Genomic DNA, 21068 nt, shown 5'->3' with positions numbered 1-21068 from the left:
AAGAGGTGATCGATCAAAGCGGGCCGCTTAGATCAGCGCAAAAGATCATGGGGTTATTCTTACGGGTCTTGCGCTCATCAAAGGTACATATCGAAGCTCTGCGGCGTATGTCCAATAATGAACAAATAGCTTTGGCTGGCGCGTCTTTCGATGTTTTATTCTCAGGGGCAGCCGTGCGCAACTTGGTCGATTATTCGCCGTCGCGTTGGCATGTGGGAAATCTCATTCAATTGGCGGTAGCCCTTTTCTCCGTTAAACACAAAGAAAAAGTGGAGGATATCTTTAGTAAAGCGATCATTCAAGTCCTGCACATCGGCCGGGCTAGGCTTTACAAGGTTAGAAAAATTGACAATGTTTGGCAGGTCAGCCATGTTTTGGATGCCTCGCGCGGTGGATTTCGCCCCAGCCGTCACAAAGAAGTATTTTCTGATTCCAGCGATGAGAAATTAAGAGCGCTCAATACTTTTGAGCGCATGAACGCTCAGGGGAAGCCGCTTTTATTGCATACCAAGAAACGCAGTGATCATTTTATCGGCGACAATGGGCTAATGGATGATGAACATTTTGTTGATAGGCTTATGTTTGAATCCGACCGCGTTCATTTCGGCGGTAAGCACGCGGGGCGCGTAGAAGAGGTGTTTCATATCGGTATTATTGACGCGTTTAGCGGAGAAATTTCTTACATCCTGATGATGGATAATTGGCAAATAGCCGCCTCATCGGCCGATCTATCCGTTTCCCAGCCTTTGTTTTATAGCGAAGAAGACCAACAGCTTAAAACGAAATACATTTTGATGATAGCGCAATTAGTTACGCTGGTGATGGACCGGCTTAATTTAGACGCGAGTGTTGAGAATACATTGAATATGAGCCGTAACGCCCACAATATCGTGGAAACCGTTCATGATATTCGTAATTATCTATCAGGGCTTTATGAAGCCGCCAAGCGTTTTCCAGAATTTGTCGATATATTGGCAAAACTTCAGCTTGTTTCCCGGGAATTCATGAACCAAACACAAGATTGGCAAGGTTTAGTAGAAAGAAAGGGGAGCCTATTACAGGAATACGGCGAACAAGATCTCAGCATGCTAAGAGAAAATGAGATCGACATCCTGTCTCAATTCTTAAAAAGCATGTTAGGGGCTCTTTCCCGTTTGGATCTAGACGCAGTTCCCGGCGAAGAACAGCAATATCGAATGCAAGCTTTATCGGTTCATAGCGGGTCTCTCAATCAGCTTATGGAAGACCTCGCTCGAGTTACAAGAGAAGAGATCATTTTGCGTATTGATATTGGGCAAAAGACTAAGCGCCTGAGAGTGACGTACTATTCCTTGACTACTTTTATTAACGCAACACGGGATTTGCTGGACTCATCACGGATCCCGGAGGTGGAAGCAGAAGAACAACAAAAATCTTCCTATGAAACTTTCATGCTTTTAACGACAAGACTGCATGATCTAGTTTCCGGAAAGATCGTTGAGCCGGCCGTTGTTATAAAGGATGTTAATTTAGCTTCATGGCTGCCAAGGATTTTTCTTAAGAACCATGTCAAAACCTCAGGAGAAGCTGTTGTACACGATCCATTATTTATTGTTGATATTCTTCAGCAACGCATGCCGGTATTAATAGATCAGGAGAAATTAGAGCAGGTGATGATCGAACTTTTGACAAATGCCAAAAAATACGGCGGTAATTTGGTCAAAATCGGTATTTCCGAGGAGAACAATAACGGAACAACTTGGGTCCGGGTTGATGTTGTCGATAATGGTATGGGAATGGCCCCTGAGGATATGGCGAAGGTATTTAAAGTTTTCTATCGCACTGATCAGGCCAAGAAAGTTGTCATGGATGGGACTGGTGTTGGATTAAGCGGCGCGCGACGTAGTATCGAGCGAATGGGTGGCGAGATCTTTGTCGCGCGATCTACTCCGGGAGAGGGAACCACGTTCGCAATTCGGTTAAAACCTGTTTCGCCGAATAAGAAAACAGAAGCCCTTAATAGCTTTATATTTCCTTTTGCTGTGTTTGGCATGGTTGCAAATACAAAAGAAGAATCTCCTAACCATCCAAGGTCTAAGCGACGAGAAAAAAGAGATCGGCGCAAGAACGAATTCTTACGTTTACTCAACAAATATCATTGGGATACCGAAGAATTAGCCAAAGGTGAAAATATTAACATTCATACGCTGCGTTCTCGGATTAGCCGTTATGGTATTCGTCCGGGTGAGAAAAAACAACGCAATCGTAAAAGACAATTGCGTGAAGACTTTAAAGCGCACGGTGATGATATTGCCAAGACAGCCGAAGCTCGCGGTGTGAGTGAGGGCTACCTCCGGGAATTATTATTTAGCCGCTATAAGTTATTCTCCTTGGAACGAAAAGATAAAAAAGCGCGAAAACAACAATTATTAGAGCTTTTAGAAAAGCATGACTGGAATATTACGAAAACCGCCGAATTTCTCGAATGCGACAGGGCCGTATTAAATAGTGAATTATTGCGCGCCGGCATTCGCGTGAGAGAAATTGTTCGAGACAAAAGAAGGGAAACCCTTAAGATCCAACTTGATCAGTTCCAGAATAATGTTCCTAAGTTAGCCGAATTCTTAAAAATCGGAAAAGGGACTTTATATGGCCATATAAGAAAATCAGGATTGCGTTCCGATGCTCCTGTAAGAAGAACTATCCGAGAGAAAAGAAAGAAAGTTCTTAAAGCTTTGCTTAACCAGTTTCAGGGCGATGTTCCTAAGTTAGCCGAATTTCTGGATATTGGTAAGGTAGTTTTATATAAGTACTTAAAGAAACTAAGAATTGATGTGAAAAAAATTCATCGGGAGTTTAAATTCAAGGCTAAACGTCAGAAAATATTGAATGCTTTGCAGGAAAATAAATTCGATAAGGATCAAACATCCCAGGAGCTTGGTTTGTCGAGAAGAAATCTTCAATGGCGAATTAAATCTTATGGCATTCATTTTGAAAGCGAAAAAGCTGTTTACGAGAAAAACCAAGAAGAAAACAAATATCGACAGGTGATAAAGAAGTATTCGTATCTTACCGATCGCGTTGCCAGATATATTTATCGAAAACTACCCCAAAAAATTCAACAAGATTCCCAAATGCTCAAAGAATTAAAGCAGGTAGCTTCTATTGGGCTGTTTACGGCCGCGAGGGATTTCAATAACCGCCAAGATGTTCCGTTTGAAGTTTACGCTTTTGGCTGTATTCAAAGAGAGCTCATCGATTTCCTACGTTCCCAAGATCATTTGCCGCGTGGCATGTATGCCAAAATCAATAAATTAAATGAAGCGGTGGATAAATTGGCTGCTATTTCCGGAGGATATGTGACGGAAGAAGCCATAGCGGCGGAGCTTCATATCGGGATCGAAGAGCTGCGTACGATTATTTATGCCCGTCAAAGCGGATTTGATTCTTTGGATAATTTCATTTCAAGAACGACAGGCAACGATCTACATTCTTTAAAAGCATTATTTCCGTCGGATGAAGACATTCACGAACGGGTTGTCGCCTTAGAAAAAGTTTCTATTTTGCGTGAATATATTGAAAAGCTTCCCGCCCGGGACCGTACGATCATTCAACAATACTATTTTAACGGCATGAGCATGAGAGAAATCGGGGGGTTGTTAAATTTAACAGAAAGCCGTATTTCCCAGCTTCATAGCGCGATTGTAGGATTGCTAAGAGCCAAGATCGGTAAACTATTGTCGGATGAAGAAGACGGACAATCTCTTAACGGTTTTGCCGGAATATTTTTCCCTCTTGGGTTTTGGGCGATGGTCAAAGAGCAAGAGAGTCCAGATGAGGAATTAAAATACATTGAAGAATTGCTTAATTTCTTTGCCGCCGGTGATATGAGCTTGCCGGAGTTAGTTAATTACTTAAAGGGGAGAGTTTTGATCTCGGTAAAAAGCCGCATTGTTTTTGAAGCCTTAGAGGGGGAATACATTATTAAGATCTATATGGACAAAACAAGTGCCCCCAAGGCTTATGAAGCCGAGAAATGTTTTTTTGTTGAGGCTAATCCGTATAAGCGCCCCCATCTTCTATTATTCAATGACAATGCCAGGGCTCTTGTTCTGGAGAATTTAAATCGATTAGGGTTAATAAGTCAATTTGGCTTTTTACATCGTCCCCGGTCTGATATTGAAAAAGTTAAGGCAACGTTACGTTCCGCCGCCGGCGGCTTAGCGCGCCTTCACAAAAGCTATCCAACGGCTCAGCCGGTCTCAAGAAGCGATTATGCGACATTGTTAGACAAAATAATGGGCATGATCGATAACCCGGAGTTCAAAGAGCACCTTGCCTCGGTTCATCCTCCCGCCGTTATAGATTTCTTCAATAAATTTTACAACGTTGTTTTAGGTGAGCAAAAAGTTCTTACTCACGGCGATCCTTTCCCCTGGAATTGGTTTGTTGATAGCGACTCCGGCCACGTGATGGCCTGGATCGATGCTGAATTAGGCGGATTTGACGCGGCAACAAAAGAATTAGCCAACGCGCTGTTGGGCCTTATTGATGCCAGAAAAAATAACGCCTTATTGATAGGGCACATCGAAGAATTGATGCACGAATTTCTGACGACTTATCAAAAGCGATATGGATTAACATATTCTAAACGCACGGTTCATTTATCCCCAGTTGATTTGTCCTTGGATGCGGAAAAGTTATTTCTATTAAGGGTTTATTTTTATCTTGTTACTCAACTTTTGCAGGGGGCATGGGTCGCGCACCAAAAATGGAATTTAAGAGAGTGGGCCCAGGTCCGGTTGGACCTGGCCGGGGAGTTAATGCAGCTTGAAGAATTCTCCATTGCTGATTTTGCACGAATTCTTAATCGCGACTTAGGGCATGCCCCAATTGTTTGGGCCGGCAATTTGGATATCGCGGCACAAAGTTATGCCGGCCCATTTTCCGGAAAAACGGTTAAAGTCGTATCCGGTCAAATGATAGAGATCTATGCTCAGGCGTATGTTTCCCGGAAACTTCACGACGCTATTTTTGCTCATAGCATAGCGGCAACTCTCGAAATTAAATTCGAAGATGAAGCCCCATATTCCTTCACTCCTCTGGAATTCCTAAGATTTGAGGGTAATAACTATCTTTTTAAGGCAAGAGTGCTCATGACCCGCCCGGGATCATATTCTATCCGGCCGGTATTTTCCACCGATAAAGGAGAAACATGGACAAACGCTTCGCTTACTTTTGGGGACGGCATTATTCGAGTTGAAGGGGAATTGCTTGAAGCGCAAACCTTAGCCGCCGTAACAACGGTTATCATTGGTGACCCCCACGGAGAGCTGTGGGGCGTGCGCAATGCCTTAAGTAAGCTTGGCATCATTGAATTTGGAAGCGATTTCATGAATGATGAGTGGAAAGTGTGCGGCGTTACGGTTGTGGTGATCGGGGATATTTTAGACCGCGGCAAATATCAAAAAGAGCTGTATCGTTATTTGCACATGCTGCATCGAAAGGCTTTATCAAAGGCTAATAGTTTGGTAACGCTTGTCGGAAATCATGAGCTCCAGCATTTTCAGGGAAAACCGGAAGATAAGCGAGCCACTGAAATCATTCCGGAAATGCGAAATTCCATTCTTTCAGGTGAAATGGTGGCCGCCTTTCATATCCACGACCGCTTAATGGTTCATGGTGGAATGCTGCCGCATATTACGGCGCATTTACTTAAGAAACTTCATCCGGAATCAATTCTTCTCATTGCCCAGGAACTTGATAAAGATCCGCAAGAACTAACCGATGAAGATATTGCCATAAAAATAAATGATCGGCCGAATTTATTGCCGATGGAAGATATTGCCCAAGAGTTGAATCGTCGTTTAGTAGAGGCGATTAGGGCAAATAATTTTAGCGATATTGTTTTTGAGCGCGGCAATGCCCACTTTGGCCCCAAAAAACGCGGGCAAAGCGGGTATAAACCAGGCGGTATTATTTGGGCTGACTTTGATGATGAACTTAATCTAACCCCGGAAAATCTTTTACTGCCGCAGATCGTCGGACACAAAGAGGCGAAAGAAATTCGCTGGACTCAAAATGGCAAGGTCATCAATACCAATATTATTTTGGCTGAAAAACATCTCGAATTTGGGCGTAACGCGGGCGTTGTTGTTTACGACGGGTTACACTGGAAAGCTGTTTATTTTGATGGACGGCCTGAGCAAATCATTTCGGATGAGGACAATGGTAGTGGGCAAAAGACAGAGAAACTTTCGGCCTTTTTGCCGATGGGAGCACTTTTCTCTATAAAAGATTCAGTCGTATCTGTCGGGATCAGTTTGGGTGGAACTAAGATCGGCGCCGGGGCGGTAGATGTACAAGGGAATATCATTGCGACTGTGGACGCTATCAAATGGAAAGAAAAATACACGGCATCTGCGACCAGTGACAATATCATTGAGGGCATTCTGCTTCAAATTGAAAATATCATCACCGGCTTGCCGGATAAAAAAGTTATAAAAATTGGAATTGCCTTTGCCGGTCCTGTGGATTCTTATCGCGGCATCGTCGGAACACCGTTTAAAGCGGCTAACTTACCGTTTGAAAATTATCCTCTTAAAGACGTGCTAGAGAAGAAACTTAATGATCAATACGGTTATCGTATTGCAGTGGCTGTTTACAATGATTGCGAAGCGGCTCTCTTGGGAGAATTCAGTCCTCGCGGAGGATTGGCGCAAGTCCAAGATGGTATGGCATTTATTTTAGGGACCGGAAATAATGGAACAGCCGGGAAAAACAGAAAACCCTATTTTGGGCAAGAAAATGAGATCTTAGAATTAGGCCATGTTATCGAAGCTACTTTTCATGACAATGGGCCATTTGCTTTGCCTTCGCTTAAATGGGAATTTGTTGGCTTTACGGCTAAGGGGCAACATCCCGTTGAGCATGAAGGCAGAGTTGATTTTGAAGACCTGTTCGGCGGGCCGAAGATTGCCGCGGCGTTTATGGAAGCTGTTGGGGACAATCGTTTGGCTTTGCAATATATAGAACTTCCCGAAGGTGTTACCGACTATGAAAGTTTATCGCGTTTAATTAGCGCTACAGATTCACTCAACGAAGATGAGCAGATATTGAAGGCTCGCGCCGTTGATAGCATTTTAAGGGGAATGAGCAACGCTGTTAATTCGAAAGATGAATTTACCATGTTATTTGTTAATGATATGGCAGAACAAATAGGACAAGCGTTTGCGGCATTTGTCCGTCATTATCCTGATGAAGAGTTTGTGGAACATATTGTCTTGGTTAGCGGTGTCGCGGAAAACTTGGCAAAGCCGGAAAATAGCGATAAGGAAGATATTTTTATTTCCGGAATTCGACGAGGAATAGGCCAGGGGTTTGAAGGATTTAATTTTGACGAAAGAAAAATAAAACGTATTCAAGATGGACTCGTGCGTTCGACGATGAGCTGGGAACGGGAAATATTTTCCGCGGCGTTAACACAAGCAGACATTGATGCGTATCTTGAATCTTTATCTACCGCGCAAAACCTCAAAAGACAATACGATGGTTTTGCCGTTCGGCGGAATTATGATATCGGCGTAAAAGTGGCAATGAGGAAAGCGGCGGCATCTATTTTTGGTGCGGCTGTTCCGCTCGATCATGTTAAGGGAAGTAGAGTTCTGGACTTGGCGACGGGAACCGGGATGGTCGCTGAATTGGCTGCGCAAAACGGCGCCGCCGAAATTGTCGGCGTGGATATTTCCGGTGAAATGCTCAAATGGGCAAAAGAAAAATTAGAGCCGTTTCGCGCCAACACACAGATCCGGCTTATCGAAGGAGATATTCTCAATATAAAAGATCTGCTGAATCAAAACGGTATTGCAGAGAAATTTAATATCATCACCATTGCTAACGTCCTATTTTTCTATTCTCCGGAAGACAGGGCGAGAATCTTGAAGCAAGCTTTTGAGCTTTTGGAAGAGGGCGGATACATCGTTATTCTATATCGCAGTATGGATGAAGGGCCCAGTAACTTTTTAGGAGCAACTAATCGAGATCCATCCATCAAGCCGATGACGGCACAAGAATACGAAGAGATGCTTAAGGCAGTTGGAAAGGAATTAAATCTCGAAGTGGGATCCGGCTCTTACACCGCTAATCAGGAAACCGACGACGATTATGGTTTTGAACTTTCCGATCTTGCCGTTGTTGTGAATCACAATATGGTTGTCTGGGCCAGAAAACCCGCTCCGCGGCGCGCTAATGATCTTTGGGAGGGATTAAAAGAATTAAGCGCTATGATCGAGGAGAGATTAGAAAGGGGCGAAGAACCGGTAGTGATCAGTATCTGCGGATTGCCTGCGCGCGGAAAAACAACTTTAAGCCGTTTAATTGCTCAAGGAGAGCTGGATGGAATTCTCCGCCACCATGTCAGTGTTTACAGTGAAGAAAATCCGGAATTCTTACTACCTTACGAACATCGCGAAGAAGCCAAGGTGATCGTGGTCGAAGGTTACCATGCGCCCAAATGGCTGGACCATCACGATTTAGATCCGGATATCCATATCTTGATCGAACGTTCGGAAGGCATCTCCCGCTTGGCGTCCTATGGACGATATTTTGAGCGCCAAGGCATTTCGAAAGACCAAATTAATTCTTACAGGATCCAAGAAGCCGACGATGAATATGCTTCCCGTTGGTGGGCTATAGACCTTCAGATGAGAGAATTAAACCCTCGCTGGGATTTGATTATTCAAAATACCGGACACGATGATAAACTTCAGGGAACGTTTGCTTTTGTGATGCTGTTTGTGTTTTCACTACCGCTGGCGTGGGGGACGGTGGACGCGGAAAATGACGAAACGCTTTCCCCTCTCCAACCTATTTTCTATCATGGCACAATTACGGCGATTGTTGACAGGGCATTAGAAACTGAAGGCTGGGTTTTTGGCCGAGGGAATGTTGAACTGATTACTGAAGCGGCATCTGCCGATATGCATGCGCGCGCAATAATATATCCGTTTGTCGAAGAGGGCAGTAGCGGTTATGAACCAGAAGATGTAGCGGCGTTTCTTTCTCCCGGTGCTGTCGGAGAAGGCTATCGTATGATTTATGCCAGTCAGCCGATAGTTTTGAGTTTCGATTTTAAGAAACTAACAAGCGCGGGATTTAATCCTCGCGAGAAAATCTCACAACGCGTCGGAACAACCGTGGTTCATTCTAGCGGGAGCATGAGCGTTAACTTAAACATGTGCACGCGTGAGTTAAAGGGAGAAATTGTCGCTAAATTTGGTTTAATTCAGAAGGCCGATTGGATGGACAGCGGTTGGGATGAATTTTTTGCTGATAGTTCCGCTTCGCCGGCACAGCAAGAAAAACTTTCCTGCTTTATACTGTCGGCCTGTCTGCCGCTAGGTTTAGTGTGGGCGACGGTGGGCAATAGAAGCGGTGATCGATCATCGGCAATCTGGTCCGTGGAAATGTTGGTTGGCGGAGAGTTGAATTTCCGATACATGAGCCGTATCCGCGAAATTGTTAACAGCGCAGAAACCATGAGAGACAATGAACAAAGAGTGGCGCTTTTGATCGGGCCGGCCGCTGATTTTTCTACAGCTTGGGTTACGACCAATGCCGCCAAATTTATTTTTATCGAAAAACTTCCGTTTCACACAAATCTAAATGCAGTTTCTCAAGAGCAACAACAGCAGCTTCTTCAATATTTTTTGATGATCAAGCTTATGATGATGCTAACAGGCGGCAAGATGGATGATATTGATCCGCGTTGCGCCATACACCAAGATAAGATCATCGAATTGTATTTAATAGAAAAAAGCCGAATGGGTTTTATCTCGAATGAATTGTTGTGGATGTGCCAAGGGATATGGCCATTTTTAAAGAAAGAGCTAAGGGCAAGCGGTGTGACTGATATTGATTTAAATTCGACCGGCCACCACGCGGGTACTTTCAGTTTGAATTTTATGCTGCAGGGAAAAGAGCGTTCTTTGATCTTTGTTGAAAAAACGGATGGTTTAGCCGTTGATTCCTATCGAAGTCATCTTGAAGCGTCCCAAGGGGTTGATCTTATCATTATCAAAGCCGGTGATGTTTATATTAGAGACGGAAAATTCCTTTTATCAGCTCGGCTTATTGAAGAGTTCTTAAGGCCCGGAGGATTTGTCATTCTTGATAGCGACAGGGCTATGGAGCGTAGCGCACGCGGGTTACTAACCTTGGTGCAAGATGGTGTTCTTTTGGGGTTAGAAAGACAGGGGGCTATTTTTGGTTATAACGGCCCTGCTTACGGTGGGGCAAGAAATGGAGCTTATATTTTCCAGAAACAAAATAATCTTGCTTGTTTCTTGCCGTTTGGGCTGTGGGGGACGGTAGAAAACCTATCTTCCGTTTGGCAGAAGCCTAATTTGATCGGTTATACCAATACTGAACAAGAGATCGCCATTGAACATGCCTTAATGAGTATTTTTAAAAATGATCATCGGATCAAAAAACCTATTTTTGTTGACCTGATGAGCGGCGCTAAGACATATTTTCCGCGCACTCTTCAGGGAGAATTTATTGGCATCGGGTTAAATCAAGTTGAATTACGCGCAAATCAAAGGCTCACCCAAGGCATTGTTTTTGATGTCAATCGGGGGCTAGGATTACTGGCGAATGATTACGCTTCGGGCGTATTGATGAAAAACGGCATTGCCTATGTTAAACAGCCGAGGAGATTTTTTAGAGAGGTTAACCGAATTTTAAAAGTTGGCGCGCCTTTTGCTGTTGTTTTTGACGACCGTTCCGATCCTTCAGCAAGAACTAAAACGTGGAATGATCATCACTCTGCCCAAGAAAGGATAAATTTAGTTTTACACTATTTTGAGCGATCTCAAAGGTATAGCGGCATTACCGTTAAGCAGGTTTACGACAGCAAAGGTTTCCCGACGGAATATTATGTCATCACGGCACGGAAAATAGAATTTGTGGTGTTGGAAAACAGGAAAATTGTATCGGAAGCTCTTTGTTGTTTCGGGCTACCGTTTATTTCGCTTTTATTCTGCTTGCCGGCCCTAGGAACGGTGGGGGATGACTCATGGCCGCTTACAGGATTCAATGACAAACTGATTGATTTTTATTTGGGAAGAAGAACAGACCACGAAGGAAGATATATTCGTGATATTTGGCGATTTAGCCATGAGCAGCTTGAAGAAGACCACAATTTTATACAGTTATTGTTCCCTACAAAAAGCCTTGGTGCTTTTGTGTGGGAAATCATGGGCCGTAACCTAGGAGAAAAGGTTGTTCCTCCTGTTTTAACCCGGGAAACTGCCGATACTTTTCGTGCCGATACAAAAATCGGTCAAAACCTTAGATCAAATATGATCCGATCCCTTAAGGTCATGCTTTCCTTCTATGGGCTTGCCTTAAGAAACAGTCAAAATGGCCTGCGCGTCGTCCATAGCCCGGGATTTAAGAATAGAAGCCGTGTTTGGCTATCTTCACCGAATGACAATTTTCTACGCCTTACGCGAATCCTTGAATCATTACGTTTAGTTGGATTAAATGATCAGGCAACAGCTTTATTTTTGGCACTTAAGAAACTGAATGAATCTTATTCTGATGTTATCGGGGACTCTTTTGATTACTGGGAAAAAGCGGTTGAGGGAATGACGGAAGAAAAGCTTCACGGATTTGCGTTTTTGCCTCTTTTCGCGCCCTTGGGTATGGCGTGGGCGACGGTAAAACAGGAAACAAGCACAAGAAGATCGGTGACAACCGATCAAGAATACCGTACGGCTCATCAATCCTTAACGATTGCTCATGAAAGATTTCCGACGGCAACAGAAATGATCAAAGCATTTGATGGTTTAAGAAAAAGACAATGGCCTTATCAAGTTCGCGCGCGTTGTCAGAGTTTGGGGTTAAGTTTATGCAAAACTCCTTCCCATGAGAAAATAGAATCCGAATTACGTTTATACGTTGAAGAATTTACCAAGGCGATTCCCTCTAGGGAATTAGTTAAATTGCGTAAAGCCCAGCATGAGCAATTAGGAACATGCCTTTGGTGTAAGGGCATTGAAGGATTAAGCTTTTCTTTAGGAAATCCGGGTGAATATGCCTGGGCGGTATTTCGATTGGCTACCGAGGCTGATTTTGGAACTCTAAAAAATAGGCCTTTGCGGAGTTTAGTCGTTGAATTTAAACCGTTACGGTGTGATTTGGCTGCAGAGCCAGCGCATAGCCAAAGGCTTCTTTTGATCGAGAACAAAAAAATGCGCGTAGCCAAAGAAATGAGCAATAGCGGGCGTCCGGCGGCTTTAAGAGAATTACGTGCCCGCGGTATTGAATATCATAGACTTCCGAAATATATCCAAAGAAAGATTTCTCCGTCGGAATATTTAAGGAAGGCAAGAATATTTCAGGATGAATTCAAAATGCCCATCTCTGCTCTTATAATATCTAATTATAAGGAAGACAGGATTCGGAAAGAATTACGAGAAATACAGGCGCAGCACAAGGCGGGAAAAGAATCTGTTCTATCCGGACGAGATGATGCGGAATATATTGGGCCTGTTCCGGATGTTGTTTGGGAAAGGCTTCGGTTACCGGAAGAGATTTTAGAACGGATGCGTATTCCTGAAAACTACGGGGTTTCTTTTAGCCGCACGTATTGGTACCGGGTTTCAAATTGGACCAAGCAAAGGTTTTTAGAGTCTGTCGTTTTCCTCCATTTCTTGTATCTTGTTTTAAGCCTTTTTGGATTTACATCACGTCAAATTGCTCAGCTTATTGATAGTAATCCCGAGTTCTTCCTTAAAACTTTGCCACGCTCACGGTTTAAGGCGCTACTAGACCTAATTGATCCATATATCGGTCGGCAGGTGCCTCCTGCTAGGGACTTGAAGAATATCATTCCGGTTTTTAAGGAACCGACAAAAACCAGAGACGTACGTTTAAGTCAATGGATTGCTTTGCGGGCTCCTAAGAAAAATTTTCCTGATGCGAATGCAGAAAAATTACGCTCAAAGACCAAGGCGCTTATCGAAATTTATCAAGAATACTTTGATCATAAAGATGCCGAGATGGCATTGTCGCAACTAGATCCTTTAAGCCAAGGTATTGATGATTTAAGATTCTTGGTTCGTATCCGCGAGTTACAACACTTGCTGGAAGATATTAAGAATAAGATTTACGAAGATGATGTTCTAAGAAAGAGTAGTCAGAAAGAAAATAGAGTATCTTCAAAACGATCCTCCGGAAAAAGTAAACGCTCAGCAAGTCGTCCACAAAGTGTTTCTAATAGTGTTCCTGCGCTTTTTTTGCGGGAAGATGAAAAACTTATCCGTAATCTTGAAGTTTGGGGTTTTTCCAGAGAACAAAGCCAGCCAATCCTAGACAATTTTGAATCATTTTGGGTCGACATGCTATCGATCTATTTTAACGGCCTTACGGAAAATACTTTTATCGTTTATGATCAAGTGCCGTTGTCGATGATCAATTCTGTCGTAACCATCAAAAAAATATTAGGGGCGTTAAGCTATAAGCGCGGCTTTATATTTCGATATGAACGCAATGGAATTTTAATTTTAGCTCTTCCCGGAATGAACGGGGAATTTAAGCGTCTAAAACATGTTTCGTCTATCACGCTACCCGATAGGGCATGGGAGAAACTTCTTACTCCAGAAGAGATTGCGGTATATATTTCCAGATTCCAAAAAAGATTTCAAATTAACTCAAAAGAAGCACTAGGGACGTTGGGCGAATTTGTATTGGTTGATCTTCAAGAAATAGAACGATGTTGCCTTGCGGCAGGTATTGGGGCGCGGTTAACTTTGGAAAGAATCTTGGATAAAGCCTCGTTGGAAATCATTAAATCTACAGAGCACATGAAAAAAGCAGTTTACATTTTCATAGCTAATAAACTGCTCTTCCCGGTGGGAAATGGCGAATTTATTGTCTTAGCCGGTCATGCCCTTGCTCGGAAGAGTTCCCTTGATAGATCTCAGTCAGCTAAAGAACAAACAAAAGGTTTTGTATTAGATTCCCAAGAAACCGCACTTTGCAGCTGGGTGTTGTTTGGATTTGTAGGATTGTTGGGAGTTTTGGGATATCTCTTCGGCCATTTCGCCCAGGCGCCACCGATAAAATATCTCAACCCACGCTTTATTTTCTCTGCCGCAGTTTTAACAGCGGTAGTAAGTGTTTCTCCGGTAAATTCTTTGGCTCAGGCTCCTTCCTCTCCTTCACAAGAAGAAAAAATGGCAACCCTCACTATTCCTGCTGATCAATTTTTACTTAAAGATTTGCAAATGGGTGATGTGCTTAATGGGGCGAATGGTAGTACTTTTGAAGTGATGAGGCCAGGCATAAAATTAGGTAAGAGCAAGAGTGCGTATATCGGGGGCTTAGCACTTCGCAATATCCGAACTAATCTTTTTTTTGAAGTGGGCAATTTTTCTCCTCGGCTGAGTGTCGCAGTATTGAGAGAAATACCATACTTGCGCCCAAAAATTATTTCTGTCCAAAGAGTTCATCAACCTTTAAAGAACATCCTTGAGGATATTCATTCTCGGCAAGAAGACGATTCTTTAAAAGAGCTTGATGGAGAAAAGCTTCACGGCTGGATCGGATTTGGGCTTACAGGGTTTGTGGTACTTTGGGGAATGCTGGAATATCTGTTTGGAAATTTCGCCCCTGGGTCGATGAATTCCACGATATTTCTTGCCACCACCATTCTTTCCTCTAAATCCTTCGCTATTATTTCTTTATCGGCCGTTCTTATTGGGATAGCTTCTCTCATCTTGATTGCGGGTGTTCTTGTGATTTCCTACTTCTCCACATCTTTAGTGAATGTATTTTTAAAAGATCCTCGTCGGGCTGAGTTTGTTTTTAAGCCGAAATTCTTCGAACGAAGCGGCAAACTATATGAGCTTCTCGGGATCAAGATGTTTAGAAAATGGCTGCTGAGAGATATTAAGAAATTACCGCCGAGTGTATTTGTCGATCACTTCTCCGCTGAGGCATTAAAAAGAAAAGAGACAACAACCAGGGAAATGGAAACGATCCACTACATATACTCTTTGATCGTGCTTTCTGTCATGGGCGGATTATTGGCCGTAAGTTTGCTGACAACAGGAATTATTCAAATAGCGGGAATGATTTTACTTTCTGTTTTAGGGATCTTTAATATTTTCGGCAATCTTTACCCCATTATGCTGCAGAGATATCTTCGGGGGAGGATCTATTCTATTTTAAAGAAAAAGAGGATTTACAACCTTGTTTATCCTCTTGGCGCGGTTCTTATCTTGATCACGGTGTTTGGCTATTTTCCTCACGCCCCAACGGAGATGGTTTTTGCCGCCGCGGTTTTGGCGGTTAGCAAAAGATCAAAAAAAGACCGAGAAGAATCAGACCCCGTCGCAGAATTGACATTAAAAGAGAAAAAACAAATTCTTTTTGCATTGGCGAAATGCGGCGGTGATATAGAAAATGCGGCAAGAAACTTAGGACTGTCAAAGGAAGATTTAGATCAAAAAATAGCCGAATATCAAATAAACCAAAACACCTTTCATGATTTTATTTTTATATTGCCGTATTTGAACATTGCTAAAAACGATGCCTTAACATGGGATGAAATCAAGAAAAGAGCCGTTCTTCACGCGTTTTTAGCGGCCGGCCGCAATAAAACCGAAGCCGCAAAAATGTTAAAGATAAGCACAAGAGGTATAAGGATTTTGATGAAAAATTATTCCGAGGGTGATATGCGGCAAGCACAAGAGAATTTCATCGCTATTTTAGATGAGCCAACGCTGTATTTGGCGCTGGAAGAGCTTAAAGAGTGGGCAGGCATACGCGCACTTTGGAGAAATAAGAATAACCGAACGCTTTCTGCCAAAGAATTAGGCATTGCTAGAAATGTGGTGAATGTTTTGGCTAAAAACTTTGGGCTTTCTCTCTCGAAGGTTATGGATGTTAATAATTTGCCCTCAGAAAATGAGGTTCTTTTTAGTAATCTCTTGTTAAGCGGCATTAGAGAACTTGAAAAAGAGCTTGGAGGTCTTTCTGACGAAGAATTGCGGGCCAAAACATTAGAATTTCGTCTGCGGCTTAAAAACGGAGGAAGCTTGGAGGAGATCTTGCCGAAAGCATTTGCGGTTGTCAGTGAGGCGGCTTTCAGGGTAACGGGAATGCGCCCTTACGATGTTCAGCTTTTGGCGGCCTTTCAACTTTATCAAGGCCGCGCTATCCAGATGGAATCTTCCGAAGGGAAAACATTAGCGGCCGTTTCGGCTGTTTACTTAAATGCTTTAAAAGAGCAAGGCGTCTATGTGGCAACGGTTAAAGAAAATCTTGCCTTGCGTGATGCTCATGATATGGGCGGCATATATCATTTCTTAGGATTAAGCGTCGGTGTTGTTGTCAGGGGCCAGTCGTACCTTTTCGATCCTTCCTATCAAAACGGCAGCGCGCATTATAAAAATTTACGCCCCTTAGAAGTTCCTAAAAATGGGAATGGAAATGGCAATGGACACAACAAAAAAGAGAATCTGCGGCTTTATCGAAAGCAAGCCTACGCGGCAGATATCACTTACGGCGTTAATGATGAGTTTGTGTACGATATAGAACGAGATCATTTAGTTACGGACGCGCAGCAACAAGTACGCCGGCCCGGAAAAATTTCTTTTGTCGTTATTGATGAAGGCGATGAAACACTTATTGATAATGCTTTTGAGCCTATCATAACGACGGTCAAAGACGGATGGGATATGGGTGCTTTTTACAAGATCCTTTATCAGGAATCCTTAAATAGGCTTTTACCGGGGGAAGATTACATTTTAAATCCGGCTACAAAGCATGTCCGATTTACCGAGAAAGGAAAAAACGCGCGCGCAAAGCTGGTAGAAAATTTTATCGTGAAATATATCGATCATGCGTGGTTTCGCGACACTGTCAAGGTCATTTCCTGGATCAGCAAAAATGACCATCAGCAAAAGGAAGAGGAAGATCCCGTCGAAATGGCGCGTAACAATATTTATAAATCCTTATTAGCAAAGGGAGTTCATTATCGCTTAGATTATCGGCAAATAGCTTTGCTCACACCCAAGGGAAAAAAAGCTTTGCAGGAATATTTTGAACGGCTTATTTTTGTGGCGCTAGAAGCCCATTATTTTTATCGCAGAGAAAAAGAGTATGTTGTGCAAAATGGCAGGATCGTGATCGTGGACGAATATACGGGCCGGCTTCATCCGGAACATATTTGGGCTTTACAACTTCATCAATTTATTGAAACAAAAGAGCATTTGCCCGTTTCGCAAGTATATGACCCGGCGCTTATTATGACGCAGCATCACTTTTTCTTATCTGTTGCCGAGAGAGCGTCAACAATGAGCGGAAGTATTGGCCGCCAGCAGGATGAATTGCAGAAATACTATGGCTTAAAGACATCTTTTATCCCGCGTAATAAGCCTTGCCGCCGGACTGACTTAGGCGTGGTGATTTATGGAACAAAGAAAAAGAAATATGAGGAAGTTCTTAAGGAAATAAAAAAATGGCACGCTAAGGGAAATCCTGTGCTTATTGGTGTTTGTTATATTGAAACAGCCAATGAAATAGGAGCGCTGTTAAATGCGAACGGGATCTCTTGCCAAGTCCTAAACGGCATTAACGCTTGGCAAGAAGCTGATATTGTGGCTACTGCCGGGCAAAAGAAGATGGTTACCGTCGGGACAAACATGATGGGCCGTGGAGAAGATATTAAATTAGGCGAAGGAGTTTCCAAAATGGGCGGGCTTGTCGTGATTCAGGCAGAACCTAATAAGTTTGGGCGCCAAGACCAACAATTATTTAATCGCACGGCACGTCAGGGAGATCCGGGATTTTCAAAATCAATACTATGTCTGGAAGATGAAGTGATTTGGCGCAGCCTAAGAAATTCTCCCTTTGAGAAAATCGCGGAAGATCATAACGACAATCCTCTGTCGGGAGAAAAAGCGCAAGAGTTGATAAATTCAATCCAGGAAGATAATGAAGCCCGCGCGAAGGTTTTGCGCCAGACGCTTATTAAGTACGACAGGGTTTTTGCCCGGTATACAGAAATTTATTATTGGATTTGTGACCTGGCCTTGAAGGCGGAATCTCAAAGAACCGTGTTTTCGATGCATTATTTGTGGAGAAGATTCATCCAGGACTTTGAATATGAGAAGTTCCATACGGAAGAATTTCCTCAGTTTTGTAAGGCTGTTAAGAATCATTTCGATGTATTGTTGCGAGTGATCCTGTTTAATTCTGCCAAAGCAGAAGTTGATCAAGAGCATTGGAGGGAATTAAAAAGTTTAAAGCTTATCGCAAGAGTCTTTTCATTAGATGAATTGCGAAGATATCTAAGATCTTCATTAAGCGATGAGACAGCTAGTGTTTCTGCCGAGGCAATGTCTTTTCAAGAGAAATCGCAAAGGATCTTGTCTGTTGCAAAGAGGATCAACGCAAAATCAGCATCACGCCGGGAGCGTTTTTATAATTTGCTCAATGCGAAAAACGGTATTTCTACGACAAAATTTATTCAATGGTTGGAAGATATTGAGCAGGAAGCAAAAGATAAAGGTGGAGAATGGGAGAAAACAGCTATAAGTATTGAAGAGCAGCTAAGTGAAATATTGTGCCCGGACCGGGTCAAAAGATTCTTGGATAAATTAAAAGAATCCTATGGTGATGAAGAAGAAGCCATACAACGAAGCGGCTATAAGATCAGTAAAAAGATATTTTATTTACAGCTAAACGAATTTAAAGCGGCAGTTTCTCAGTATCATATGTTTTTCTATGAGCGGCGTCTACAAGAGATTTGTTCTATAGGAACTTATACTGAGCGCATTGTCAGTGTCTTAGAAATATCAGAAAGCGCGCAAGAGGCGGCCTCAAACCTTCAGGTTCCACTGCAATGCTTAGGGAGGCTTTTATTACGATTGGATGATTTTGCCAAAGAATCTTCCGATAGCATGCTTTCTCAAAAATTAGAGTTGTTATTTGGGCGGTTTGCTTTTTCTATAGGCGAAGCAAGAAGCAGAGAAGTAGCATTACCGTCTTATTCGGAAGATATTTTAAAAGCGTTAGAAGCTGCTCAAGGAGACAAAAAACAAGCGGCTGAAACACTTAACATTCCTCTTGAGCGTTTGCGCGATAGAATCCCCAAGCTTCGTAGAAAAGTTGTAAAAGCAGGCCAAAAAGAGGTTCTTGATCGTTTAGCTAAAGCATTAGAGACAGAAAAGAAAGTCTTGTTGCCGTCCCGTACAGAAGAAACTATAAAAGCTTTAAAAGATGCGAGGGGAGATCGAGGAAAAGCAGCCAAAACTTTAAATATAGCAAAAAAAAGTTTAGACCGCAGGATTTCTACCATTCGCGAGAAGGCAGTATCTGCGAATAATCAAGAGATCCTTGAAAGTTTGAACAAGGCATTGGAAAATTCGAAGAGCGCTGAAGAGGATAAGATCCGCCGGAAGAAAATTATTAGCCACGATTTTATCGAGAAAATCATAACAGTTTTGCAGAAAAAACGCGGAAACCAAAGAAAAACGGCCCAGGTATTTTCCATGTCCTATAAGGCTTTGCGTGATAGCCGTATTCCCGGTATTATCCTTGCGCTTGAATCAGGCCATGATTCAAAAGAGCTTTTTCAGCGCTTTAAAAGGGCATTGATTGAAGAATGGATACTGAATATCTTAAAAGGATCTAAAAATTTAGATGAAGCTAAAAAGAAGCTGAGGAAATCCGGGGAAAGGATGTCTAAGGATGGAATTGAGGCCAAGCTTTTAGATATTGAAAAAAGCGCGGTAGAAAATGAATTTTCTGATGTCCTTGAGAAACTCAGGCCCATATTAAAGAAGTTTTTTGGCAAGAAAAGTTTATTGGAGGATTCTTTACCTCGCTCATCTGGTTTTATCGCTTTACCTTTGATGATCGCCGCAACTGTTTTAGGAGTATTGATCGGGCCGTTAGAGACAATGATTGTTCAGCTTGGCGATTGGCTGTCTCTAACGGCCCACGCCCCGCCGATAGGCCTTTGGCCGATAGAAAATTTTTCTTCAGTTAGCATTTCTTTATTAAGTTTTGTATTTTTCGGACTTGTCCGCAGTGAAAATGATTTTGGTTCCGCAAACAGCCTTTTTCCCGATGATGACCCTTCTCGATCAGATCCTTCCTTTCGACAGTCTCCATGCACCATAAAATCGGTTATTGAATTTCTCGGTCTTTACAATAACTGTCTTATTGAAAAGTTAAAAAGAGATCATCGGATCGCCTTGGCGCATTTTCTTTCCCAACTTTATCTATTAGAAAATGGCGTGCGCGATTATATGGTGCATAAATCTTCAGAACGCAACGGAAAGACGCTTATTCGTATTGTGCCGGCTCAAGAATTATTAAAAGGTGTTGCCCGGGATATTAAACTTGTGGAAACCAAACGCATTGTTCGAAACGGTGCTCAGATAACTTTTTATCATGTGGATGATAACGGCACGATCCCATTTTCAAGCATTACGGATGACAATGCCTGGGTTGGAGCCAAGGAGCAAGGTTCTCGAACAAACTCTCTTCCGATAAAGACTAATGTTCCCCAAAGAATTCTTAAACGTGGATTCGGCACATTTTTGATGATCGTTGCCGCGGTTATTATTTTATTCCCGCGGACAATTTTTGGGCATGGTAACGCTGATCTTAATAATGTATCAGGTGGAAAAGATAATATTCACGACGCGCGTTCTCCGCCGGAGGAAAATCCAAGTCTATTTAAAATCGCGCCTGCTCAAGAAACCCTCAAAGATTCATCTTCCTTAGACTCATATATTTTCTCACAAGATTTCGACTCAACCGACCACGACACGCCGCTTTTATCCTGGCGGACGAACCAAATCCGCCGTTATCTTTTAGATAGTTGTTCTTATGTAGATGTTTTCGCTATTTATCCGTTCGTTCCGGATCCGTCACTTCCGGCGGTGATCATTCGCCCCATCACCGTTTATCTTTCGGACTTACCTCCGAGAGTTTATTTTTATCAACTTCAGGGGAACAGTTTTGGAAAGGAGATAAGAATTGTCAGAAAAATGCTTCATTTGTAG

1 protein-coding gene (cut by a window edge) is annotated in these 21068 nt (G+C 42.7%); it reads left to right on the top strand.

The window, feature by feature from the left end:
* Nucleotides 1–21068, top strand: partial view of a bifunctional isocitrate dehydrogenase kinase/phosphatase gene (gene aceK, locus WC676_01430; protein MFA5059275.1) — the final stretch only. It extends 111322 nt beyond the left edge of the window; the window shows 21068 of its 132390 coding nt (coding positions 111323–132390); the start codon falls outside the window, past its left edge; its stop codon occupies nucleotides 21066–21068.

It is taken from the genome of Candidatus Omnitrophota bacterium, from assembly GCA_041649175.1.
GTDB lineage: Bacteria > Omnitrophota > Gorgyraeia > Zapsychrales > JBAZNR01 > JBAZNR01.
The sequence above is the reverse complement of the archived record's forward strand: the minus strand, read 5'-3'. Positions and strand labels throughout refer to the sequence as shown.